The sequence below is a fragment of the Amycolatopsis sp. NPDC057786 genome (genome assembly GCF_042797905.1).
GTDB lineage: Bacteria > Actinomycetota > Actinomycetes > Mycobacteriales > Pseudonocardiaceae > Amycolatopsis.
In genome coordinates, this window is the sequence record NZ_JBHVKW010000001.1 from 306055 (window position 1) to 329533 (window position 23479).

The following is a 23479-nucleotide window of genomic DNA, read 5'->3' on the forward strand; positions in this document are numbered from 1 at the left end:
CCTTCCGGAGAGAGCCGGTGAAACACACCGGTGTGGAAGGAGAAAGCAGATGAGGACTCGTACCCTCGTCGCCGGTCTGCTGACCGGAGCGGCCGCCGTGCTCGGATTGGCGATGCCGGCTTCCGCCGCCGAACCGCCCTCGGGCGTTCAGCCGCTGATCGTGGGCGGTGTGGACGCGACCGAGACCTACAGCTTCATGGCGTCCATGCAGACCAAGAGCGGTGACCACAACTGCGGTGCCTCCCTGATCTCGCCGGAGTGGCTGGTGACCGCCGCGCACTGCGTCGAGGGTGAGCAGCCGTCGAACTGGCAGTACCGCCTCAACACCACCGACCACACCAAGGGCGGCGAGGTCGCCGAGGTGGACAAGTTCGTGGTCCACGAGAAGTACGACGGCTCGGGTCCGTACGACATCGCCCTGGTGCACCTGACCAAGCCGGCGGAGGCGGCGCCGATCGAGATCGGCCAGTCCCCGGCCGCGGGTACCGACGTGCGGGAGATCGGCTGGGGGCTGACCTGCCCCACGCGCGGCTGCGGTTCCGCCCCGGTGGTACTCCAGCAGCTCGACACCAAGGTCGCCGAGGACAGCGGGTGCTCCGGCTCCGGCGCCTACGACGCGCAGACCGAGCTGTGCATGGACAACCAGGGCGGCAAGGCGAGCGCCTGCTACGGCGACTCCGGCGGCCCCGCCGTGGTGAAGGCGGGCGACAAGTGGACGCTGGTCGGCGCCACCAGCCGCGGCCAGACCGCGAGCTGCCCGGAGATGCCGGGTATCTACACCGACGTGACCGCGTTCGGCGACTGGATCAAGCAGCAGACCGGAAAGTAGACACCGAGTCCGCGCCCGCGCGGTGGCGCCCGATGCTCCTGCGACATCGGCCGCCACCGCGCGATGCCGTGAATCCCGCCCCAGGCATGAAAAAACCGCCTTGATCTGGATCAAGGCGGTTCGTTGAGCGGTGGCCAGGGCCGGGGTCGAACCGGCGACCTTCCGCTTTTCAGGCGGACGCTCGTACCAACTGAGCTACCTGGCCGGGAACGCCGGCAAGGAGCCGAACGATCTTGCGACCCTGACGGGACTCGAACCCGCGACCTTCGCCGTGACAGGGCGACGCGCTAACCAACTGCGCCACAGGGCCTTGCATACTGCGGTGTAACTGTACTGCGTACTCCCAACGGGATTCGAACCCGCGTTGCCGCCTTGAAAGGGCGGAGTCCTAGGCCGCTGGACGATGGGAGCCCGGTTCGGTTTCGGCGAACCGACCGACCCGCGCTCTCCGGTGTCCCCGGGAGCGAACATAACTATAGGACACCCCCGTTTCCGCTTCCGCACAGGGGGTCCCTTAGTTGTTCACAGGGCTGGGACCTGCGAGAACGCGGTGAGTTCAGGATATCAGGCCCGAGCAGCCGCCCGGACCCGAAACGAAGCCCGGTCGCGCGGCACACCCCGCGCGACCGGGCCCTGTGAACGAACTCAGCGCTGAACGGGCGCCTGCCCGTCCTCGTCCAACGTCAACCCCAGCATGTCCAGCAACTGGACACAGTCATCGACGCCCAACGCCCCGTTGGCCACCGCCAGCCGGGCACGGCGCACCTGGTCGTCGGACACGCGCTGCGCGTCCCCCTGACCCGTGCGCTGCGCCGGCAGACCACCGGCCAACGTCGTCGAGCTTCCCCCATCGGCACCTTCGTACCGAAGGAGGAACTGCCGAACTTCCACAGACCCACCCATGGTTCCTCCAGACGGCCAACGAACAGCTTGGCCGCGAGGCTAACCAGAGCCGGCCGCGACACACAGCCCCCCGGAGAGTGAACCTGTCGCCACGCTCCGCACAACGCAGAGCGATCACTCGTACGGCCCGCGCCACATGAACCACAGGCGAACCACAGGTGGCGCCCTGCCCGGAATTCTGCCCGCGCCCACTCGCCCTTCTCAGCAAACCGTGCAACAATCGATTTGCTGACACACCCCCGGTCAGCGCCTGTGGAGATCCCCTCCGACCCCCGCGTTCCTCCCCCTGGCGCGGGGGTCGCTCCGTTTTCTGGGGGGCCACCCCCCAGACCCCCAGGTTCCTGGCGGCGGCGGTTGGCAGCCCCGGACCGGTCCGTTGATCGTTCTTCTCGCTTGGTTGCGGGTTGTGATCATGGGGAAAGGGTTTCTTGTGGGGTTGGGCCATTCGGGACGAAGAAACCGGTGTGTCGTGGCTCACTGTGGTTGGTTTGCCGAGACCGAACCGTTATCGTGGCCCGGTGCCCCTTCCTTCCTTGAGCCGTCGTAGCGGCAGCCGCACGAACCTGAAGCCGGTCAACCCGGGTCGCCACCGCAACTCCGCCTCCAAGGAGGCCGAAGCGGTCGTCGAAGACACGGAGCTCACCAGCTACCTTCGTGCCCTCGCCCCTGAGAACGACCCGGAAAGCACCGGCACCGGCAAGCGCTTCGGTGAAGCGCAGGTGTTCCAGCTGCGCATGAACCTCATCGCCTGCGAACAGCTCAAGGACGCCGCCGCCGAGCGCAACCTGTCGCCGCAGGCGCTCGCGCAGGAATGGATCCTCGAGCGCCTCTCGTGGGAATCGCAGGCCAACTCGGCCCAGCAGCGCCGCCACGAGGAAGCCCACACCGACGAATTCCGCTTCGACGCCAACGCGTGGGAGCAGCCCGTCCCCCGCTGACCCCCGTCACCCGGAACGGAACAGCACAACGGAAGAAGCCTTCAAGGCAAGAGAAGAGCCCCCGGCGAGATCGCCGGGGGCTCTTCTGACTCAGTCTGAGCAACGCCTGAAGGGCGGACTCAGATCGCGCGGACCTTCTGGGCCTGCGGGCCCTTCTGGCCCTGACCGACCTCGAACTCCACTCGCTGGTTCTCCTCGAGCGTGCGGAAGCCGCGACCCTCGATCTCCGAGTAGTGAACGAAGACGTCGCCCTCGCCGCCATCCTGCGCGATGAAGCCGAAGCCCTTCTCCGCGTTGAACCACTTCACAGTGCCTTGCGCCACCGCTGTACTCCTCGTTGCACATCCGCTTCGAGTGCCTCCGAAGCGACACCCAGACCGTCCCGGGCGGTTCCAACGAGTCGAGCGATAAGCGCGTCACCGGCTCATGGCTCGCGTCAGAAGTTCCGCGAGTGTGAAGCCACGAACACGCAAAACGACGGCCTGATGGCAGCGTACCGGGATCTGGCCATATTTGAAGCCCGTGATCGGACTCTGGGCGGCCCCAAGTACCAAGGTCACCGGAACGTCGTACGCGGATCCGGCTTCTGTCGGACCCCCTCGCTACCCTTTCGCCGCACGCCGACCTCAGGTCATCGCCGGACACGGACCGAAGTCGGTCATGCCCCGATCGTGAACCACCGCCCACTCGATTGTGACTCGCATCACTCTCCGTGGGATCAACTTAAGAGGCGGTCCGGACGTCATGGTCGGTGTACAGGGGAGCAAAGGGGATGCTTTGAGGTTCACTGAAACCGCGCGCCGCCGGGCGGCGTTCGCGGCACTGGGGTTGGTCGCGGTTCTGACGCTGGGGGCGTGCAGCAGCGAGCCGACCGTCTCGGCCAGCGGGCCGGACGGCGGCGGGCCGGTCAGCAGCGACACCGGCGGGAAGGCGCCCGCGCCTGCCAAGCTGACCTACGAGCCCGCGGCGGGCGCGCAAGATGTCGCGCCGGGGCAGCCCATCAAGGTCACGGTCGCCGACGGCACGCTCGACCAGGTCGTGCTGACCAATCCGGACGGCAAGCAGGTCGCCGGCCAGCCGTCCGAGGACAAGAAGAGCTGGTCCACCACCGAACAGCTCGGCTACGGCAAGTCCTACACGTGGTCCGGCAAGGCCACCGGCACCGACGGCAAACCCGTCGAGATCGGCGGGACCTTCACCACCGTCAAACCGCGCAAGCAGGTGGGCGCGAACATCAACGTCTTCGACGGGCAGACGTACGGCGTCGCCATGCCGATCACGCTGACGTTCCCGAGCAAGGTCACCGACAAGGCGTCGGTCGAGAAGGCGCTGTCGGTCGAGACCACGCCGAAGACCGAGGGCTCCTGGGCCTGGGTCCACGACGACACCTCGGTGCACTGGCGGCCGAAGGCCTACTGGCAGCCCGGCACCACGGTGAAGTTCAACGCCAAGATCTACGGCGTCAAGATCGGCGACGGCGTGTACGGCAAGGAAGACCGCTCCGCGAGTTTCACGATCGGCCGCTCGCAGATCGTCAAGGGCAACACCCAGACCCACCGGCTCGTGGTGATCCGCGACGGGCAGCAGATCGCGGACTACCCGGCCAGCTACGGCCTCGACGCCGACCCTGGCCGCGTCACGCCGAGCGGCACGCATGTGGTGATGTCCAAGCACGACACGTACTCGATGACCAACGAGCGCTACAACTACGAGAACATCGTGGTCCCGTCCGCGGTGCGGTTCTCGACCAACGGCGAGTTCATCCACGGCTACGCGCCCTCGATCTGGGCGCAGGGCAAGAAGAACATCTCGCACGGCTGCGTGAACCTGGCGCCGGCCAACGCCAAGGCGTACATGGACGGCGCCCTGGTCGGCGACCCCGTCGAGATCGAGGGCAGCACGGTGAAGATCAACCGGGCGCGTGACTACAGCGACTGGACCTACTCCTGGGAAGAGTGGACCAAGCTGTCCGCTCTCGCGAGCTGAAGTACTTCCATGGAACCGGGCGGCCGGAGACCTTCGAGGTCTCCGGCCGTTCGTGTCTGTTGCCGTGCGCTGACTGGAACCTTCGAGGGGCGCGACTCCGCGATCAGGCTCAGTCTGCGCGAAGGGCGCCCCGCAAAAGGTTCCAGTGGGCCTTCGGCCCGAAAGAGGGCGCACGGGTGAAGTCTCCGTCGGGCGCGGGGCGCCCTTGGGAGACGTCTCGGGAGATTTTCGAAAACTCGATGCAACCGGTTGCGGGGCGGGACGCATGTCTGACGACGTAAGGCGCCGCGGCCAATGAGCGGCGCCCGGATCGAGGAGACACTCTTGCGTACTCGTATCGCTCTTTCCCTCGGCGCGCTGCTGCTGGCGGGCGGCGCCGCCTTCGCGACCACGTCGCTGGCGTCGGCCGATCAGAGCGCCCCGTCGCCGACGACCACCCAGGCGCCCCAGCCGCCGACCAAGGCGCCCACCGTGGCACCGGGCGAACCGACCCGCGTCACCACCGCCCCGCCGCGTCCGGAGCCCGCCCCGCAGACGACCCGCCCCGGCGTCGTGAAGCCGGGTGAGCACCGCGTGCCCAAGGCCGTTCCCGCCGGGCCGACCGGGGATCTGCACCTCCCCGCCATCGTCGAAGGAGCCGGTAACTAGGTGTCGCTGAGCCGCTCGCCGAAGACCGGGTCGGGCTCGCCGTGGGACGGCGAGTTCGCCCGGTACTTCGACGAGCGCGCGCACAGCCTGCGTGCCACCGCGTACCTCTTGTGCGGCGACTGGCACCAGGCCGAAGACATCACCCAGGCCGCGCTGCTGAAGCTGTACCTGGCTTGGCCGAGGCTCTCCCGGCACGACGCGCTCGACGGCTACGCGCGCAAGATCGTGCTGCGGACGTTCCTCTCCGAGCATCGGCGGGTGTGGCGCAAACGGGAGAAGCTCACCGACGCCCTTCCCGACGTCCCGCACGAGGCGGGCGGCACGGAACAGGAGATGCTGGTCAGGCACGCGCTGTCCGGCATCGCCCCGAAGCAGCGGGCCGTACTGGTGCTGCGCTACTTCGAAGATCTCGGCGTCGAAGAGACGGCCGCGGCGCTGGGCTGCAGCACCGGGAACGTGAAGAGCCAGGCCGCGCGGGGTCTGGCGACCCTGCGCAAGCGGCTCGGACCGCATTTCAGCGAACTGGCCTTGAGCGGAGCGCATGACGATGGGAGGTGAGGAGATGGACGAGGACATCAAGGGCGTGCTTTCGCACGGGGCGAGCGGTCCCCCGCTCGGTATCCGGGCGGCGGACATCATCGAGCGGGGTGGCCGGATCCGACGACGGCGCAAACGGCTGGCGGTGGCGGGGAGTTCGCTGGCGACGGTCGCGGTGATCGTGGTCGGCGCGCTCGCCGTCGGTGGTCGCGGCGGCGAGGGTTCCGCGCCGGTACAGCCCGCTGGGCCGGGCCTGTCGACCATCTCCCCGGCACCGGTTTCGCCGGCGCCGTCCGAGACGACTCCCCGTCCGGAAGTCTCCCCCGAGAAGCCGCCCCCACCCGCGACGGCCCCGAAGACGGAGCAGACACGCTCGACGCCGAGGACCGTGCTGCCAGGACGTACGACGACGTCCGCTCCGCCTCGTGCTCCTTTGCCGACGAAGGGGCCGAGCGAGCCTCCGGCGACGGCCGCGACCCACTGATCTTCCGCCCGGAACGTCCGATTCCCGAAGTGTGACCCAAAGTAATCGGAAATTCTCCGACATCGGCTTTACCTGGTGCTTCGTCACCGATACGGGGGAACGGCGCACGATCGGCCGATCCAAAGCGCTGAACCAGGACGTTTGAACGCCTACGGTCGAGGGAACAAACCCTCGACGATGGGTAAGTAAACGGGTGGGTCGGGAGGTCAAACCCATGGCCGAAGAGGCGCTGAGCGCGTCACATCAGGAAAAAGGGGAACCGGCGGAGGCCCCTCCTGAACAGATCAGAAAGGCCGTTGCCGGAGCGGCGATGGGTAACTGCATCGAGTGGTACGACTTCGGTGTTTTCGGCTTCATGCCCGCCATCCTGGGGCAGGTCTTCTTCAACGCTTCGAGCACTTCCGAAGGTGCGCTGGCCACCTTCGCGGTACTGGCGATCACCTTCATCGTGCGGCCGTTCGGCAGCTTCGTGTTCGGCCCCCTGGGGGACAAGATCGGGCGCCAGAAGGTGCTCGCGCTGACGATCATCCTGATGTCCGGGTCGACGTTCATCATCGGCCTGTTGCCGTCCTACGCGACGATCGGCCCGGCCGCGGCCGTCCTGCTGATCCTGTTGCGCACCATCCAAGGGTTCTCGGCGGGCGGTGAGTACGGCGGCGCGGCGACGTTCATCGCGGAGTACGCGCCCGCCCGGCGCCGGGGTTTCTGGGGCAGCTGGCTGGAGTTCGGCACGCTCGTCGGGTTCGCGATGGGCGCCGGCTTCGTCACGATCTTCACCGTCGTCCTCGGCGACGAGGCCATGCGCGAATGGGGCTGGCGCCTGCCGTTCCTGATCGCGGGCCCGCTCGGCATCGTCGGTCTCTACCTGCGGAACAAGCTGGAGGACACTCCGCTGTTCCAGGAGATCGAGAAGAAGAACCAGGTCGAGAAGTCACCGCTGAAGGCGCTGCTCAAGAAGCACTGGACGTCGATCCTGCACCTGATCGGCATCGTGGTGTTGCTGAACGTCGCCGACTACATCGTGATCACCTATCTGGAGACGTATCTCAAGGACGTGGTCGGCTTCAGCGGACACACGCCCTTGCTGATCATCATGGCGACCATCGGGTTGATGTTGATCTTGATCGTGCCGGTCGGGATGCTGTCCGACCGCATCGGGCGAAAACCCATCCTGATCACGTGTTGCGCGAGCTTCCTGGTGTTGCCGATCCCGGCGTTCTCCTTGATGGGCGCGGCCGCGGACGACCAGAACGCCTGGCAGCTCATGCTCGGCCTGGTGATGATCGCGGTGCCGCTGGTGCTGATCCTCGCCGTCCTCGCGGCGACGCTGCCGGCGATGTTCCCGACGCAGGAGCGCTACAGCGGTTTCTCCATCGGCTACAGCGTTTCCACCGCGGCGTTCGGCGGCACGGCGTCGTACATCATCGGCAGTTTGGTGACCTCGACCGGCGACAACCTGTGGCCCGCGTACTACCTGATGGGCGCGGCGGCGATCGCGGCCATCCCGATCCTGCTGCTGCCGGAAACGGCCGGGGTGTCCCTGCGTCGCATCGTGAGTTCGCGGATCGTGCGGCGCCGGAAACCGGAAACGGCCACTCCCGGCAGCACCTCGGAGCTACCGGCGAGTTAACGTCTCTCCATGAGCCGTATCTCGCAGCCGTGGCCGCCGGTCGAAGTCGAACCGGCGACCGTCCACCCGAAAGCCCCGCAGCCGGGCAGCCACCTCGGCATCCACTTCGGTGAGTGTTTCGGGTGCGGCGACGAGATCGAGGCCGGGCTCCACCTGCATTCGACGGTGGGCGAAGGGACGACGGTGTACTCCAAGTTCACCGTCACCTCCGCCCACCAGGGTGCGCCCGGCCTCGCGCACGGCGGTCTCCTCGCCTGCGCCTTCGACGAGGCGCTCGGCGCGACCGTCGGGAACCTGCTGCGCCGCCCCGCCGTCACCGGGAAGCTGGAGACGGATTTCCTCCGGCCGGTCCCCGTCGGCTCGACCCTGTACATCGCCACGAAACTGGACGGCGTCGCCGGCCGGAAGATCTACGTGAGCGCCGACGGACGGCTCGACGCCGAAGACGGCCCGGTCGCGGTGCGCGCGCGGGCGTTGTTCGTGCGGGTCGAATTCGAGCACTTCAGCACCCACGGGGATCCCGAGGCGCTGCAGAAGCTCGCCGCCGCGCACGAAAAGGCCAAACGCGAACGCGAGTGGGACATCAACCCCTGAGCGTTTCGTCCTCTGAACGCGTACTAGGTAAGGGTCCTCGGCCTTATGGCGTTCGCCTTGTCGACGAGTTCGACACGCTGGTCGACCGAGCCCGCCAACCGGGCCAACGTCCGATAGCAGCGCTCAAGCCCGAACCGCAGACCCCGTTCGTCCAGGTCGCAGCCCAGCACCTTCGCCCCCGGCGTCGGCCGGTTCTGCGAGTTGAGCCAGCCGTACGCCGCTTCGAGGACCTCCGCCGACAAACGCGTGCGACGTTCGGCGTCGAGTTGCAGACGCTCCAGCCTGGTCGAGGCGTCGACGAGATCCCGCTCGGACACCATCACCGGATCCTTGCCACCGCCGTTGATCCTGGTCTTGATCTTGATCGCGGCCACCTGCGCGGCGACATAGTGCGTCGAAGACGCCGGGACGGCCTCGAGGACCTCGATAGCGCTCGCCCTGGCGCCCTGCGCGAGATACACGCGAGCGAGGCCGAAGGCGGCGCTGACGTAGGACCGATCCGTTCGCCACACCAGTTCGTAGTAGCGCGCGGCGCCGAAGTAGTCCCCGACCCCCTCCGCGCTGACGGCCAAGGCCAGCTTCGGCGCGATCTCGCCGGGCAGGTCGTCGTACACCGCTTCGAACGCGACGTGCGCGACACGGGACCGGCCGCCCGCGAGCTCGATCAGCCCGCGGTACCAGTCGATCCGCCAGTCGTGCGGGAAACCGGCCTTGATCGCGAGGTACTGCGCGGCCTGCAGCTGCCGCTGTGCCTCGACCAGCTCGCCGAGCTCGATGCGAGCGCGGACGATGCGCAGCCGGACCTCGATCGACTCGCGCGGTGCTCCGGCCAGCGACTCGATGGCGCCCTTGGGGTCGAGCGCGACGGTCGACGCGAGCACACCAGCCGCCGGGTCGTCCGTGTCGACCTGTGGGATCGGCAGACCTGCGACCACCTCGCCGGGATCCGGCAACGGCACGCTGCCGCCGTGCTCCGGGACGACCATGTCGACGCCGAACGTGCGGGTCTCGGGGCCGAACACGGTCGAAGCGCCGGGGCGCGGCTTCCCGGTACCCAGCGCCATGATCTCGCGGAGCACACCGGTGAGCTGGTCGGCCATCTCCTCGGCCGCGATGAACCGGCGATCCGGGTCCGTATGCGTCGCGCGCTTCAGGAACCGGTAATACGAACCGAAGAGCGCGAACAACGGGACGACGTCCGGGCCGGGCAGGGTCGTCTTGTACTTGGTGGTGTAGCCGGAGAATTCGAAGCTGAGGACGGCGAGCGTGCGGCCGACCGTGTACAGGTCCGACGCCACCGAAGCACCGTGCGTCGCCAGCTCGGGGGCGCTGTAGCCAGTGGTGAAGAACAGCGGGCTCTCGTAGTCGTCGATGCGGCGGACCGCGCCGAGGTCGATCAGCTTGAGCTGCTCGTGCGTCTGGATGACGTTGTCGGGTTTGAGGTCGCAGTACAGCAGGTTCTGGCCGTGCAGGTAGCCCATGGCGGGCAGGATCTCCAGCCCGTAGGCGATCACCTGGCCGATCGGCAGCGGCTCCGGGCGCTTGGTCTCGCGGTGGTGCGCGAGCGCGAGCTGCCGCAGCGACTGGCCGCCGACATACTCCATGACGATGTAGCCGACCGAGTTACCGGTGTCGCCGTCCGGATGCTGCACGAAGTTGTGGATCTTGACGATATTCGGGTGTTCGACCTCCGCGAGGAACCGCTGCTCGTTGGCCGCGGCCGCCATCGCGGTGGCGTCACCGGTGTCGATCAGGCCCTTGAGCACCACCCAGCGGTCGCTGACGTTGTGGTCCTGCGCGAGATAGATCCAGCCGAGGCCGCCGTACGCGAGCGCGCCGAGGACCTCGTACTGGCCGCCGACGATCTCGTTCGGCCGCAGCTTCGGGACGAAGGAGAACGGGTTCCCGCACTTCTCGCAGTTGCCCTCGGGCGAACCGGGCTTGCCGTCCTTGCCGCGGCCGACCTTGGCGCCGCAGCTGCCGCAGAAGCGCTTCTCCTCCGACACCATCGGGTTCTCGAGGACCGCGGACGCCGGGTCGCGGTACGGCACCTGCGGGACGTCGACGAGCCCGGCGCCGAGACGGCCACGACGCGACGTGCGGGACGACGTCCGGCGCGCGGTCCCGGGGAACGAGCCGGTTCCGGTGCCGGTGCCCGTGCCCCGGCTGCCCGATCCGGTCCCGGTGCCGGTTCCGCGGCTTTCGCTGGAGCGTTCGGGGAGGACACTTTCCGTGCCGGGGTCCGGCAGCGGCCCCGGCCCGTTGTCGACGCGCGGCGTCGGCGGCATGATGCTCTGCGTCTCGGGCGCCGGTGAGGCGAGCACGCTGGTCGGCTGCGGCGCGCCGGCGGGCGCCTGCCAATCGGGACGGACGACCTGGGTCCTCGGGCTCACCGGGGCCATGTCGCCCGGCGGGCGCGTCGGGTCCTCGGCTCCGGGGATCGACCGCTGCTGGCCGCGCGGCGGAGTCTGCGGGCGCTGGACGGGCGCGTGGATGGCCGTGCGCTCGGCGTCCTTCTCCGGCCTGGGCTCCGGCTTGGGCCGCGATGGCTCCGCGAGATCGAGCCTGCCGGAAATGGACGGTTCGGGCGTTTCCCAGCGGACCGGCGCCGGCGGCGTCCAGGAGGCGGACTCCGCCTCACGGTCCGGCGTGGCCTCGTCCGGCGCTGCGTGCCGAGGACGGCGCGGCTCTTCCGACACTGGTACCTCCCGAAATCCCCGCGACGGCGTCGCCACCGATCCTAGTGGTGAGCAGGCAGGTCGTGTCCGCACCGGGTCGAACCCGCTACGGTGCGATGGAGAACCGATTCAGCAGGTGATGAGGGGGAGGGACCGGTGCCTGCGTCATTTTCGATGTCGATGGCCCAGCTCGACGTCGTACTCGAAGATCTCGGGCTCGGCAGATTCGTGCTGCCTTTCGAGATCCCGACGGTCGGGACCACCAACTCCGAACGCGAACGGCACCGCCAAGAGATCTGGGCCGAGCTGGCCGACCGGGGTTTCGCCCGCGGCGGCGAACTCCTGCGCGACTACGACCAGACCCTCCGCCTCTGGGCCACCGGCGACTTCGTCCTCACCATGGAGGCGCACGAGGTCGAGCAGGACGCCGAATACCTCTATCGGGGTGCGTGGAACAGTCGCCTGGGCGTCGTGAGCCAGCAACGCGGATTCGACATCCTCTTCGAGCCGGTCTACCCGGAACAGGTCGTCGCGACCCTCCTCGGCTATCTGCCGTCACTGCAGCCGTTCCCCGGACGGGTGACGACGTCCAGCACACTCCCCCCGTCCAAACGACCGGACGACCCGTTCGACGAAGACCCGGACAACCTCCGCCTGGGCGCCGCCGGTCGCTTCTTCGAACACCCGCTCGCGCGGCTGGGCACGGTCAGCGTCACCCTGCGCGACGACCGGGGCAAACCGCAGCAGAAGAGCGTCCAATGGTTCGACAGCGTCCAGGGCCGCTTCATGCTCGCCACCGACCGCTTCCCCGACGGCGAAGTCCGCCGCACGTTCACCCCGACGAGTGGCTCTCACCTGGCACGATGGGTCCACGACCTGGTCGAAGCCGCCCGCGTCGGCAGCGCGTGATCCTCGCCGGAAGGCGGGCTCTGGGGCCGTTTCCGCTGATATCGTGATCTGACGAGCGCTATGAGTAACCGGGACTTGGTACAGGGGAGAGACCATGACTGAAGGTGGCGGCGGACCGCCGGGCAACTTCTCGGACATTCTGGGCGACTTCTCGGCGCAGGCCGATCGGATGGTGACGGCGGCGAAGGAGGGGCGGTTCAAGGTCAGCGAAGAGGCCGGGGAGGCCTTGAAGACCGCCATCGACGACTACATCGACGACTGGACGAACAACCAACGACACTTCAACCGACTTGCCGAGAAACCCAAACTCGGCACTGGTCCGTTCGCCCAGCAGGTTGGCCATCACGCCTCGCTGGTAGCAGACGGTGACGAACTGTCGGCCAAGAAGCAACTAGACGCCCTACAGAACGTGCTCAACCGCGCCAAGGAAGCCATCGATCTGGCTAAGGCTCGATACCACCAACGAGATTCGGACACCGCGGACCAGTTGAAGATCCCTGCGACAGGACTGACAGATCACCGATGACCACCAAGTCAAAGTTCCGGTTTCTCGCCGTGCTGATTGCCGCTCTTGCTTTCACTATCACCGCTTGTTCATCAGAAGAGCCCGGCAACGCCACCCCTGCTACGAGCCCGATTACCCCTCCCTCGGCTTCGCATGGAAATGACTCCGAGAATGTATTCGGCGACCTGAAGGCATGCGACCTTCTCGAGCCGACCACGACACCAAAAGGCTTCGATCCACCAGTTGTGGAGACAGCCGAGAGCGACAACGGCTGTGCCGCTCAGAAACGTCGATACGCATCCGTGAGCATTTATCTCGTTCCCGAAGCTGGCATCGACCAACTGTCCCCTGGCCAAGGAACCAAGATCCCGACCAAGGTCGGAGGCCGTGAGGCCGTCGAAATTCCAGGTGACTCTGGCACCGAGGCTTGCACCGTCGCGATCGCTGTCACACCCACTGCCCGGATGACGGCATCGACGTCCCTCAACGAGGGCACGAACGAAGAAGCGTGTGCACTCGCCAGGGAACTTGCCGTCGCCGCTGAGCCCAAGCTTCCAAAGGTGGGCTGATGGTCCTTCGCTTGCGTCGAGGTCCTCTGATCGCACCGATCGCGGTACTCGCGGTCGCTAGTGCGTGTTCATCCGACCTTCGGGGTGATGCCGTGCCTCAGGCGACGGCAATCAAGTCCAGCACTCAGTCGGCCGATGTTTTCGGAGAGCTGCAAGCCTGCGACTTGCTCGAGCCGACGACTACGGCCAAAGGCTTCGACCCTCCTGCCAAGGAGACCTACGAGAGCGACAACGGGTGCGGCACGCGGAAGTATGGATTCGGCTCTGTGACCCTTTACCTCGTCCCCGAGGCGGGGATCGAGCAACTGTCCGCCGGTCAAGGAACCAAGATTCCAACGAAGGTCGGCGAACGTGATGCCGTGGAGATCCCTGGCGACGCGGGTAAGCAAGCCTGCACAGTGGCGATCGCCGTCACGCCGAACGCCCGGATGACGGCATCGACCGGCCTGAACAAGGGAACCAACGAGGAAGCCTGCGCGCTGTCCAGGGAAATGGCTACGGCCGCCGAACCGAAACTGCCCAGAGGCAACTGACTACGGAACGGGAGGGACCATGGTCAACGTCGGCCAGGACGACTTCGACAGCAAGTTCTCGGCGATGGGCAACACCGGCCGGACGTACGAGGCCAAGCGGTACTCCGAAACGTACGACGAGGCCAACGCCGGTCCCGGCGGCAACTCCCTGACGGCGAGGTTGACGGCTGAAGCGAAGGCGGGGCAGTACTCGGCCGACCAGGCAGCGACGCTGGCGCAAGGTCAGCAGTTCCGCGCCGGGCTGAATCCGTCGGACCAGCGCTATGAAGCGGTCCCGCACGGCGAGCTGAAGAACATGGTCACGCAGGACCTCGATCCGCAGGACATCGACGAGAAGGGCGAGCTCTGGAACAACCAGGGCAACTCCCTGAACACCTTCAGCAACGCCGTCCGCGACGCGATCGGCAAAGAGGGCGAGCACTGGCAGGGCGACGGCGCCAAGTCGGTCACCGATTTCTTCGCCGACATCAGCAAATGGGCCGACACCGCGGGCGACGGCGCGTATCTCGCGTCCAACCGGTTCTCCCAGTCCGCCGCCGCGGCCACCACCGCGAAGAACTCCATGCCCGAAGAGGTCCCCTTCGACCGCAACGCCGAGTACAAGAACGCCCTCAACCAGCTCGCGACGGGGAACTTCGCCGGCGCGGTGGACACGGTCGGCAACATCTCGGCCAAGCAGGAGCAGTCGTTCCAGGCGCACCAGCAGGCCGCGCAGGTGATGCACACCTACGACCAGTCGCTCTTCGACGTCAACTCCAAGCAGCCCACGTTCGCCCCGCCGCCGGAAATGGGTGACTCGACGTCGGCGTCCGGGTTCTCCGGGGGGACCGAGGTCCACGGTTTCAGCGGCGGGCCGGGCCCCAACAGCGGCCCCGCGACGCCCGGGCCGGGTGGTCCGAGCGGGCCGGCGCCGGGGCCTGGGATCACCACGGGTGGCGGGCACACCGGAGGGCCGGCGCCGGGGCAGCCGGTCGGCGGGCAGCCGGGGCCCTTCAGGCCTGGGCCGACGCCGGGGTTGGCAGCGCTGAACACGCCCGGCCCCAGCGGGCTCGGCCGGTTGGGCAGCGAGCAGTATCGCGGCAAACCCGGCCGGACGACGAGCGGACCCGGCGGCAGTGCGGCGAACCGGTTGACCAGTGGCGGAGGCGGCGGGTTCGGGCGCAATGGCGGGTCGGGCAATGTCGCCGAGCGGCTCGCGGGCGGCAAGGTTTCGGCCGGTGAGGCCGAGAAGCTCGCGGGCAAGGGCGGCGGGTCCGGGGCGGGCAAGCTGCCGGAGGAGCGGATCACCCGGGGTGGCGCGGCCGCCGCGGGCAAGAGCGGCGGGCCGGGCGCGATGGGTGCCGGCGGCGCTCCGGGCGGCAGGGGCCAGAAGGAAGAGGACAAGGAAAAGAAGGCCCCGAACTACCTGCAGGAGGAGGACGCCGACGTCTTGTTCGGCGGCTACGAAGGCGAAACGAAGCCGGTGCCGCCGGTGATCGGCGAGAAATCCCCCTGAGCCGAAGCGGGCCGTTCGGGAGCGAAACCCGAACGGCCCGTTCTCACTTGTACACGGGCGAAGGCGGCGTCCCGCCCTCGAGTTTGTTGCCGATCCATTTCGCGTAGCTCGCCTGCCACGCGCCGCCACGCACGTTCTCCAGCACGGCGTTCACGAACCGCACCATGTCCTCGTTCTCCTTCGGGACACCGATGCCGTAGTTCTCCTCGGTGAATCGGCTCCCCACGATCTTCAGCGTCGGGTCCTGCGCGAGCATCCCGGCGAGGATGACGTCGTCCGTCGACACGGCCTCGACCTGCTTCTGCTGCAGCATCACCAGACAGTCCGACCAGTTGTCCACCGAGACCGGCACGGGCTTCGACGGATCCGCCGCGATCTTCGTCAGCGAGGTCGACGTCTTGGTCGCGCACACCCGCCGCCCGCCGAGGTCCGACAGGTTCCCGACCTTCGACCCGGATTCGACCAGGATCCGTTGCCCCGCCTGGTAATACGCCGTCGAGAAATTGACCTTCTTCAGCCGGCTGCAGGTGATGCTGTAGGTCCGCACCACGATGTCGACCTGCTTCTTCTCGAGCACTTCTTCCCGCAGTTTCGACGGGATCGCCCGGAACTGCACACGGCCTTCCGCGCTGCCGAAGATCGCCTTCGCGATCTCGTTGACCATGTCGATGTCGAAGCCTTCGAGCTGACCCGAAGTCGGATTCCGGAAACCGAACAGGAACGTCGTCTGGTCGACCCCCGCGACGAGTTTGCCGTTCTCCTTGATCTTCGCCATCGTCGAACCGCTCGTGATCGACGTGCCGTTGGTCGGCCGCAGACTCGCCAGCGGATTGCAGCTCGTGTCGGTCGTTCCGCCACCGCCTGCGTTGTCGGCACCGCCGACGTTCGCGGGCTGCGGCGGCGCGACCTCGCCGACGGGGGCCGGGTCGACCGGTGTCCCCGCGCTGCCACAAGCCGTCGCCAGCACCAAGACCGCGCCGAGCACGGCCGTTCGCAGACCGTTCCGCATCACCGGTACTCCCTCAGCCGTTCACGGATTCCCAACGCGGCCCCTGCCGCCGCGATAAGCGCCAGTACCGCGATTCCCGGCGCGAGCAGGGTCAGCGCGCGTTCGGCGTCGCGGGTGTCGTCGAGGAATTCCTGCCGTCCCACGTTGATCGCGGCCACCAGGTTCTCGTCGAGCCGCAGGAACGCTCTGGCGGCGCCGTCCTGCTTGTCGTCACGGATGGCGGTGTCGACGGCGTCCTGATAGGAGCCGTCGTCGTCCTGCCGCCGCACTTGACCGTGCGCCTTGAACCAGGCCGACGCCGCTTGGATGGCCGCGTCCACCTTGTCCGCGGCCGCGCCACCCGCGGCGAGACCGCGGGCCTCACCCAGCAGGCCGCCCTGGCCGTCCGTCCCGCCGAGTTGCCCGGCGAGATCGATGAAGTCTTTTTCGTACGCCGCGCCGTCACCACGGGCGACGAGGGTCAGCGTTTCGTTGGCTCGAGCCTGCAATGCCGCGATCCGGGCGCGGACGAGGACGTCCACCTGGTGCGAGCCGTCATCTTCACCGCTGCCGACGAGGGAGCTCTGCACGATCAGCGCAGCCGCGCCCCACAGGAGGGCCACCACCACCGACACCGTCGCGACGACCAGCCCGACGTTCAGCACCCGGTTGGTCTTCCGGGTCAGGTGCACCTGGGTGACGATCAGCGCGGCGAGCAGGGCGAGCACCAAAGCCGTTGCCAGCCAAGGGAATCCGGTCGCGTCGTCCTGTTCGGCGGCGAGCCGGTCGGTGTCGGTGCGGTAGAGCTCCTGTGCGGCGGGAAGGATCTTCGACCGCATCAGCTCCGACGCCTCACGGAGATACGAGGCACCGACGGGGAAACCCTGCCGGTTGTAGGTGCGCGCGGTCTCGATCAGTCCTGTGTAGACGGGGATCTCGCGGCTGAGGATGTTGATCTGCTCGGCCGCCTCACCGACACCGGAGGAGTCCGATGCCGCCTTCGCCAGCGCCGCCCCGGCCTCCGCGATGTCGCGTTCGTACCGCTGGCGCATCGGGAGCGGCTCGGTGCCGATGGAGAGGAAGGAACTGGCCGCGGTCGCGTCGGCGTCCGAAAGCGCGCGGTAGACCTGCTGCGCGGCGGCGGCGAGCGGTTCGCGGTGGTCGATCAGACCGTTGATCGTGTCCTTCTTGTCCTGCGCGGCCAGCGTGCCGAACAGGCCCGCGACCAGCGACAGCAGGACGAGCCCGATCGCGATCACCGACAGCCTGCCCGGCGTGGTCGCCGCGGACCGGACGACCGCGCGGATCCCGTTGCCCGGCAGTTCGAGCAGCCCGGCGATCCCTCCGCGACCTCCCGGCGCGGGGGGCGGCTCGGGGCTCCCCGGCGGCCCCGGCCGGGTCACTGTGCTCGTCATCGCCGATCCTCCCCATTGGCTCTACCCGCAAAGAAGGTATCCGAGTCCGGATCAGCGCAGCCAGTGACACCGGCGTGTGTCATCGGCACGTGATCTCCGGACAGGGTCAAAGGCCTTTTTCCAGGCCGGCGCGGACGGCGGGCGCGACCGAATGCGGGAGCACCTCGCCGTCGGACGGCCGCTCCACGACGACCTCGACGTCGTCGCCGAACCGGTACGGCCTGGCCAGCAGGAACCCGCCGAAATGCCGCCTCATCCTGGACATCTCCGCGCGGACGGTGACGGTGCGGCCGGTGTCGCCGAAGAGGTCGCGCGACAGTTCCGACGCCGACCTGCCTTCGCGATGCCGCGCGAGGACGTACAGCATCTCCGCGTGCCGCGGGCTCAGCCGATGCGACCAGGTCCCCGCCGCGCCCGAGACGCGCAGCGTGCTCTCACGCGACGACCTCAGATCGAGTACGACCCGTGTCGGCGGCGCGTCCTCCCCCTCGGTGAGCCGGACGAGCCACCCGCCGGGCAGCGGCTCCAGCAGGCATTCGCCGTAGGTCGGCAGCCAGGTGCGGCCGGGAGCGGCGTCGTTCGGCAACGCGATCCGGCCGACCGGCACGAGACCGGCCGAGGCCGCGATCCAGCCGTGCGGGTCGGCGATGACCGCCCGGCCCTTCACCTTGGCGAGCAGCGGCGTGGCGAGGCCACGCAGCCGTTCGAGATCCGAGAGATGGGTGGTGCGCAGATGCGCTTCGGCGAGCTTCGCGACCGTATCGACCAGGGCGAGAGTCGTCGGGTGCACGGTGGAGGCCGGCCCGGAGAGGTCGACGACGCCGAGCAGCCTGCCGTCCCTCGGATCGTGCAGCGGCGCGGCGGCGCAGGTCCAATCGTGCTGGTTGCTGACGTAGTGCTCGGCCGAGTAGACCTGGACCGGATGCCGGGCGACCAGCGCCGTGCCGATGGCGTTGGTGCCCGCGGCGCGCTCGTGCCAGCCGACCCCTTCGACGAACCCGAGCCCGTCGGCGCGGCGGCGGACCGCGGTGCTGCCGTCACGCCAGAGGACACGGCCGTCGGCGTCGACGACGGCCATGATGTGCGCGGCCTGCTCGGCGAGGCTGATCAGGCCGCCGCGCAGAACGGGGAGGACGGAGGCGAGGCCGCTACCGCGACGGCGGGATTCCAGCTGGTCCGGGGTGAGCGCGGACGACGGCGAGCCGCGATCCGGGTCCAGGCCGAGACGCCGCATACGCTGCCAGGAGGCGCCGATGACCGCTCGCGGAGCACTCGGAAGCGTGGTTCCGGCGAGCGCCGCCTCGCGCACCTCGGCGAGGGCACGCGCGTGCCGCCGCGGGTCCGCGCCGACCGGCAGCGCCGCCTCCAGCTGCACCTGGCCCACTCCTCTGCTCTGTTCAGGCCAGTGTGCCCGGAGGTCCCGGGGAGCGGAAGGTCTCTGTGACCTGGGCGCGGCTTACCCGGAGAAGGGCGCGTCCGCGAGGCGGGGCGTGGGAACGACCTCCGCAGGCTTCCGGCCCAGCAGCAGACCGGTCCTGGTGGCCTCGGCCATCACGGCGCGGACGTCGACGCACCACGGGCCGTCGGGCTTCAGCTCCACGAAAGCGCTCTCTCCCTGCTTGAGCACGAAATGCGGTTGGCCGTCGAGCGCGATGGAGCCGCCGGCGGCGGCGAGATCGACCCGGACCCCGGCGTACAGCACGCTCCAGCCACGGACGCCCACCGCCCGGACCTCGCCGGGCGCGATCGGCGCCTGCACGACGTACGGCGTCTCGTCGACCGGCCCGAGCGACACCGCGACACCATCCACAGTGGACTTCGGACTGGGGCACAGCCGCCCGGGAATACTCGACAGCCCGACCCCGTCCGGCACGGCGAACGTGCAGTACAGCTCGGTCAGCGACGCGGAGTCCCACCGGCTCTCGGAGCACACGCTGACGTCGGTCAGCGCGATCTCGCGGCGGGCCTTGGTGACGACCTCGAGCACGGTCGCGCGGTTCGTGACCAGGTCCGTGTCCACCTGATGGGTGGCCACGAGCCCGGCGGCGAGCCCGGCGACGGTGGACTCGTCGGCGCCTCCGGCGGGCAACATCAGCAGCGGCACGTCGCCGCAGGCGGCCGCCGCCGCCCGCATCATGGTCTCGTCGCCGAGGCAGATGATCACGCTGGCACCCGCGTCCACCATCCGGCGGACCGCGCCGATGGTCTTCCCCGCGTCGGTCCACACCATCACGCGGCCGACGCCGGCCACCCTCAGTGCCGAACGCAGGCCCTGGATGTCACGCTCCGAAGCGGGGTTCGCCACGATCCCCGCAACCGCTTCGCCCACATGTCCTCCGCTGCCGCGCCAAGTCCCTACAAGGAAACGACGTCCGGGCCACGAAAGAAAGAGTTGCACGAGGTTGCATCACAAAGCCACCGCGGCGGGTGAAGGCGACCAGCAGCGCGAGCTCGAGGATCAGCAGGATCCGTTCGGCCAGCCCGCTCACCGCGCGGGCGTCGACCAGGAACGTCGCGACGAAGACGACCATCGCGGCCAGCGCGGCGTAGGACAGCCGCCGGGCCGCGCCGAGAACCAGTCCTGCCAGCGGCAACGCGGCGAAGGCGGCGAGCGCGGCATGCCGGTGGATCGCGCCGTACCAGGTCAGCGGCTGATCCATCGGCTCCTGCGGGAACACCGCGAGCACGCACAGCCCGATGCCGAACAGGGCGACGAGCCTGGCCGCCCACACCGCCCCGGACAGGTGGACGCCGCCCGCGACGGTCAGCGCGCCGAAGCCGACGGCCAGCATGGCGACCCCGACGAGCCGCGTGCCCTCGCCGACGTGGACGTACTCGCTGAAGGTGGTCGCGAGCGGATCGACCGCGCCGGCGTTGACGATCTCGACGTAGACCGCGATGACCAGTCCCACGGACAGCCACGCGAACGCGGACAGCCGGATCAGCCCTCTGATGTCGTTCATGAGGCGAGCCTGACCGCGTGCCACCGTCCGGCACATCCCGCCCGAGCGAGCAGTCCGCGTCACCTCGTTGGGGACTCCCGGTGTCCCCAACGAGGGGATGTGCCCGGTCCGCGGCGTCGTTAGCGTCGAGCCATGGACTCGTACGGCGGTTCACTGGGGTGGGCGCTCCTCACCGGACGCGACGCCGATCTGGAACCGCCGTCGGCCTGGTGGCGCGGCCCGGTCTGGGTCAAGACACTCCTCGCCGGATCCGCGCTCACGGTGCTGGTGGGCCTGACCTACGGCACATGGGCGCGTTACCTCGGCGGCAGCAGCGTGCCGCTGGTCTTCTTCCTGCTGCTCCTGCAGATCGTGCCGCCGTTGCTGGTCGTCAAGCGTCCGCTGACCGCCGTCCGGGTGGCGGCGGCGGGGATGGTCAGCGCGATCATCGCGGTCAACTTCCCCGCCGGCCGCACGCTGTTCGGCCCGACCCTGTCGGACTGGCCGTTGCAGGTCCACGTCCTGCCGTATCTCCCGGTGCTCGCGTTGACGCTCGCCCGCACGAAACCCGGGCAGGGCAGGGGGATCTCGACCATCGCCGTGACGCTGGCCGTCGCGGCGGGCATCGCGCAGTTACCGCGCGCGGGCACGAAGACCTTGGTGTGGTCGTTGATCGTGGTGGCCGCGACCATCGTGGCCGGCTACGGGATGCAGCAACGCCGCCGGGCACTGGAGCAGGCCGACGCGGCCGAGCGCACGACGGTCGAGGAGCGGGCGAAACGGGCCTCGTTGCAGGAACGCGCGTTGATCGCCAGGGAACTGCACGACATCATCGGCCACCACCTTTCGCTGATCGCGCTGCGGACCGACAGCGCGCGCTACCGCGTCCCGGACGTGTCCGAGGCCGCGGAGGACGAGTTCCGCGCCATCGGGGTCGCGGCGAGGGAAGCGCTCGACGAGGCCCGGCGGCTGGTCGGCGTGCTGCGGGACGCGGAGGCCGAGCCGGAGCACGAACCACAGCCGGGGCTCGCGGAGGTGCCGTCGCTGATCGACGGCTGCCGGGCCTCCGGAATCGAGGTCCGCGCGGAGATCTCCGGCGGGGAAGGCGTTCCCGCGCTGATCGAACTGGCCGCGTACCGGATCCTTCAGGAGGCTCTGAGCAACGCGGCCCGGCACAGCCCAGGTGCGGAAGTGGACGTCGTGATGCGGCGAAAACCCGCCGAGCTCGAGATCCTCGTCGAGAACGGACCGCCCGCACGGCCCACCGAGCCTGGTTCGAGCGACGGCACCGGCCTCGCCGGGATCGCCGAACGCGTTACGCTGATCGGCGGTTCCCACGAGGCCGGGCCGCGGGCCGACGGCGGTTTCCGCGTGGCCGTCAAGCTGGATCTCCCGGGGGTGGACGACACGTGACGACCGTTTTCATCGTCGACGACCAGGCCTTGGTGCGGGAGAGTTTCGCCGGCCTGCTGAACGCGCGACCGGGTCTGGACGTGGTGGGCCAAGCGGGCGACGGGATCGCGGCGCTCGCGGGCGTCTCCGCGCTGGCCACGCCCCCGGACGTCGTCCTGATGGACATCCGGATGCCGGTGATGGACGGTCTCGAAGCGACCAGGCGACTGCTCGAAGGTGACGGCGAGAAGCCGAAAGTGCTCGTCCTGACGACGTTCCATCTGGACGACTACGTCTACGAAGCGTTGCGGGCGGGCGCGAGCGGGTTCCTGTTGAAGGACGCGCCGTCGGCCGAACTGATCAACGCCATCGAAGTGGTCGCCGCCGGTGACGCCCTGCTCTCCCCCGCGGTCACGAAGCGGCTCATCGCGAACTTCGTGGCGAGCGCGCCGGTTCCGCGGCCGTCCCCGGCGAGGTTCGACGTGCTCACCGAACGCGAGCGGGAAGTGCTGCGGTTGATCGCGAAAGGACGGTCGAATCCGGAGATCGCCGCGGATCTGGTGCTCTCGGCGCAGACCATCAAGACGTATGTGGGCCGGATACTGGCGAAACTCGGGTTGCGGGACCGGGCACAGGCGATCGTCCTCGCCTACGAGGCGGGGCTCGTCTCCCCCACCTGACGGTCGAACAGCACGCGGACGCCGAGCGGGACGAGCGCCAGGCCGAGAGCCACCGCGGTGACGACGCTCAGGAACTCGCTTTCCTTCAGCACTCCCATCCAAAGCGTGCACGGCCAGAGGAACAGCAGCGCCCGTGCGATGCCGAAGGTGCCTGCCCGGAACGCCCCGATGGCCAGCAGCAATCCCCCGGCGTATTGGCCGACCGACGCGGTGACCGGGAGCCGCCACAACCCGTACGAGAGGTCGACGTAGTCGTCCATCACCAGCCTCGTCGCCTGGTCCAGACCGAGTTTGTCGACGAGCTCGAAGGCGTTCAGGTCGACACCGGCGAAGTAGACCCGCGCGAACAAACCCAACGCGAGTAGCAGGAAACCCCAGGCGGCCAGCGCCGGCGCCTTCGCCGCGACGACCTTCGCCAGCATCAGGAAGGCCGGCAACAGGAGGACCGCTCCCAGGAGGAAGACCGAGTACGCGGCCGTTACGAAGCCCGGGTTCGCGGCGTACGCGGCCAGCTGTCCGGGCGCGGCGAAGGGCTGCTGGTCGAACCACGCGACTTGCTCCGGCGTGAAGTCCTTGAGCACCAGATGCCGCAGCAACAGGCCCGCGAACCACACGAGCGGGGCGAGAATCAGTGCCAGTCCGCCGATCCATCGGCCGGTTTTCCCGTTCATGGCGGAAGCGTCGCCGATAGGGACGACGCTGGACAGCGGGCGAAGGTCAGGCGGGAGCCTGCACTTTCGTCAGGATCAGACCACGAGGACGGTTAGGGCCGACCGTGAGTACATGATGGCCTCCTTCCTTGCGCCTGGCGCAAGGAAGGAGGC

24 protein-coding genes and 3 tRNA genes are annotated in these 23479 nt (G+C 68.6%); 14 read left to right on the forward strand and 13 right to left on the reverse strand.

Annotated features, from left to right (window positions below):
* Positions 1-49: 49 nt before the first annotated feature.
* Positions 50-829 carry a S1 family peptidase gene (locus ACFVM3_RS01540; RefSeq protein WP_378434541.1) on the forward strand — a complete coding sequence of 260 codons (780 nt, stop codon included), beginning with the start codon at positions 50-52 and terminating at the stop codon, positions 827-829.
* A 131-nt stretch (positions 830-960) separates the two neighbouring features.
* Here the strand turns inward: ACFVM3_RS01540 and ACFVM3_RS01545 are convergent.
* The 4 genes from ACFVM3_RS01545 to ACFVM3_RS01560 all read right to left on the reverse strand — a co-directional run bounded on the left by ACFVM3_RS01545 (position 961) and on the right by ACFVM3_RS01560 (position 1732).
* Positions 961-1034, reverse strand: a tRNA-Phe gene (locus ACFVM3_RS01545).
* 31 nt (positions 1035-1065) lie between these two features.
* Positions 1066-1139: transfer RNA gene (locus ACFVM3_RS01550), tRNA-Asp, on the reverse strand.
* A 28-nt stretch (positions 1140-1167) separates the two neighbouring features.
* A tRNA-Glu gene (locus ACFVM3_RS01555) sits at positions 1168-1240 on the reverse strand.
* Positions 1241-1474: 234 nt separating this feature from the next.
* A complete protein-coding gene (locus ACFVM3_RS01560; protein ID WP_020633070.1) occupies positions 1475-1732 on the reverse strand; it encodes a hypothetical protein in 258 nt (85 codons plus the stop codon).
* A gap of 518 nt (positions 1733-2250) precedes the next feature.
* Between ACFVM3_RS01560 and ACFVM3_RS01565 the strand changes: the two genes are divergently transcribed.
* The gene (locus ACFVM3_RS01565) at positions 2251-2670 is read left to right on the forward strand and encodes a hypothetical protein (RefSeq protein ID WP_034310430.1); all 420 of its coding nucleotides are present in this window, start codon (positions 2251-2253) and stop codon (positions 2668-2670) included.
* Between the two features lie 119 nt (positions 2671-2789).
* Here the strand turns inward: ACFVM3_RS01565 and ACFVM3_RS01570 are convergent, their stop codons facing one another.
* Complete coding sequence (locus ACFVM3_RS01570; protein WP_003097368.1) at positions 2790-2993, reverse strand: cold-shock protein; 204 nt, start codon at positions 2991-2993, stop codon at positions 2790-2792.
* 421 nt (positions 2994-3414) lie between these two features.
* On the opposite strand from ACFVM3_RS01570, the gene ACFVM3_RS01575 reads away from it, so the two are divergent.
* The 6 genes from ACFVM3_RS01575 (at position 3415) to ACFVM3_RS01600 (ending at position 8549) form a co-directional block, all read left to right on the forward strand.
* Entirely contained in the window at positions 3415-4656 is a 1242-nt protein-coding gene (locus ACFVM3_RS01575) for an Ig-like domain-containing protein (protein WP_378434543.1), read from the forward strand.
* Positions 4657-4950: 294 nt separating this feature from the next.
* Positions 4951-5304 (forward strand): hypothetical protein, encoded by a 354-nt coding sequence (locus ACFVM3_RS01580; RefSeq protein ID WP_378434545.1) that lies wholly within the window; start codon positions 4951-4953, stop codon positions 5302-5304.
* Entirely contained in the window at positions 5305-5862 is a 558-nt protein-coding gene (locus tag ACFVM3_RS01585) for a SigE family RNA polymerase sigma factor (RefSeq protein ID WP_378434547.1), read from the forward strand. It begins immediately after the preceding gene.
* Between the two features lie 4 nt (positions 5863-5866).
* Positions 5867-6325, forward strand: coding sequence for a hypothetical protein (locus tag ACFVM3_RS01590; RefSeq protein WP_378434549.1), 459 nt, complete (start codon positions 5867-5869; stop codon positions 6323-6325).
* A 214-nt stretch (positions 6326-6539) separates the two neighbouring features.
* A complete protein-coding gene (locus ACFVM3_RS01595) occupies positions 6540-7955 on the forward strand; it encodes an MFS transporter (protein ID WP_378434550.1) in 1416 nt (471 codons plus the stop codon).
* A gap of 9 nt (positions 7956-7964) precedes the next feature.
* A complete protein-coding gene (locus ACFVM3_RS01600; protein ID WP_020633063.1) occupies positions 7965-8549 on the forward strand; it encodes a PaaI family thioesterase in 585 nt (194 codons plus the stop codon).
* A gap of 23 nt (positions 8550-8572) precedes the next feature.
* Here ACFVM3_RS01600 and ACFVM3_RS01605 read toward each other — a convergent pair whose 3' ends face one another.
* Positions 8573-11248 (reverse strand): tetratricopeptide repeat protein, encoded by a 2676-nt coding sequence (locus ACFVM3_RS01605; RefSeq protein WP_378434552.1) that lies wholly within the window; start codon positions 11246-11248, stop codon positions 8573-8575.
* Between the two features lie 135 nt (positions 11249-11383).
* On the opposite strand from ACFVM3_RS01605, the gene ACFVM3_RS01610 reads away from it, so the two are divergent.
* Positions 11384-12136: an ESX secretion-associated protein EspG gene (locus tag ACFVM3_RS01610; protein WP_378434554.1), complete on the forward strand. Its 753-nt coding sequence runs from the start codon at positions 11384-11386 to the stop codon at positions 12134-12136.
* Positions 12137-12536: 400 nt separating this feature from the next.
* Here ACFVM3_RS01610 and ACFVM3_RS01615 read toward each other — a convergent pair whose 3' ends face one another.
* Complete coding sequence (locus tag ACFVM3_RS01615) at positions 12537-12656, reverse strand: hypothetical protein (protein ID WP_378434556.1); 120 nt, start codon at positions 12654-12656, stop codon at positions 12537-12539.
* Positions 12657-12658: 2 nt separating this feature from the next.
* Between ACFVM3_RS01615 and ACFVM3_RS01620 the strand changes: the two genes are divergently transcribed.
* The 3 genes from ACFVM3_RS01620 to ACFVM3_RS01630 all read left to right on the forward strand — a co-directional run bounded on the left by ACFVM3_RS01620 (position 12659) and on the right by ACFVM3_RS01630 (position 15238).
* Positions 12659-13210: a DUF3558 family protein gene (locus ACFVM3_RS01620; RefSeq protein WP_378434558.1), complete on the forward strand. Its 552-nt coding sequence runs from the start codon at positions 12659-12661 to the stop codon at positions 13208-13210.
* 92 nt (positions 13211-13302) lie between these two features.
* Complete coding sequence (locus ACFVM3_RS01625) at positions 13303-13743, forward strand: hypothetical protein (protein ID WP_378434560.1); 441 nt, start codon at positions 13303-13305, stop codon at positions 13741-13743.
* Between the two features lie 19 nt (positions 13744-13762).
* On the forward strand, positions 13763-15238 hold the full coding sequence (locus ACFVM3_RS01630) for a PPE domain-containing protein (protein ID WP_378434562.1): 1476 nt from the start codon (positions 13763-13765) through the stop codon (positions 15236-15238).
* Positions 15239-15281: 43 nt separating this feature from the next.
* Here the strand turns inward: ACFVM3_RS01630 and ACFVM3_RS01635 are convergent, their stop codons facing one another.
* From ACFVM3_RS01635 to ACFVM3_RS01655, 5 genes are all read right to left on the reverse strand, one after another.
* Positions 15282-16247, reverse strand: a complete 966-nt coding sequence (locus ACFVM3_RS01635) for a glutamate ABC transporter substrate-binding protein (protein WP_378434564.1) — start codon at positions 16245-16247, stop codon at positions 15282-15284.
* Positions 16247-17641 carry a hypothetical protein gene (locus ACFVM3_RS01640; RefSeq protein ID WP_378434565.1) on the reverse strand — a complete coding sequence of 465 codons (1395 nt, stop codon included), beginning with the start codon at positions 17639-17641 and terminating at the stop codon, positions 16247-16249. Before ACFVM3_RS01640 ends, ACFVM3_RS01635 begins: the two co-directional genes overlap by 1 nt.
* Positions 17642-17747: 106 nt before the next feature.
* Positions 17748-19025 carry a GAF domain-containing protein gene (locus ACFVM3_RS01645; protein WP_378434567.1) on the reverse strand — a complete coding sequence of 426 codons (1278 nt, stop codon included), beginning with the start codon at positions 19023-19025 and terminating at the stop codon, positions 17748-17750.
* Positions 19026-19097: 72 nt separating this feature from the next.
* Positions 19098-19970 (reverse strand): ATP-NAD kinase, encoded by an 873-nt coding sequence (locus tag ACFVM3_RS01650; protein WP_378434569.1) that lies wholly within the window; start codon positions 19968-19970, stop codon positions 19098-19100.
* The gene (locus ACFVM3_RS01655; RefSeq protein ID WP_378434571.1) at positions 19921-20604 is read right to left on the reverse strand and encodes a DUF998 domain-containing protein; all 684 of its coding nucleotides are present in this window, start codon (positions 20602-20604) and stop codon (positions 19921-19923) included. The genes ACFVM3_RS01650 and ACFVM3_RS01655 overlap by 50 nt, the downstream gene beginning before the upstream one ends.
* A 132-nt stretch (positions 20605-20736) precedes the next feature.
* Between ACFVM3_RS01655 and ACFVM3_RS01660 the strand changes: the two genes are divergently transcribed.
* Together ACFVM3_RS01660 and ACFVM3_RS01665 are read left to right on the forward strand one after the other, a co-directional pair.
* Positions 20737-21996: a sensor histidine kinase gene (locus ACFVM3_RS01660; protein ID WP_378434573.1), complete on the forward strand. Its 1260-nt coding sequence runs from the start codon at positions 20737-20739 to the stop codon at positions 21994-21996.
* Entirely contained in the window at positions 21993-22655 is a 663-nt protein-coding gene (locus tag ACFVM3_RS01665; protein WP_378434575.1) for a response regulator, read from the forward strand. Before ACFVM3_RS01660 ends, ACFVM3_RS01665 begins: the two co-directional genes overlap by 4 nt.
* On the opposite strand, the gene ACFVM3_RS01670 is transcribed toward ACFVM3_RS01665, so the two are convergent.
* The gene (locus ACFVM3_RS01670) at positions 22625-23326 is read right to left on the reverse strand and encodes a hypothetical protein (protein ID WP_378434577.1); all 702 of its coding nucleotides are present in this window, start codon (positions 23324-23326) and stop codon (positions 22625-22627) included. The two genes, ACFVM3_RS01665 and ACFVM3_RS01670, sit on opposite strands and share 31 nt — an antisense overlap.
* Positions 23327-23479 lie beyond the last annotated feature (153 nt).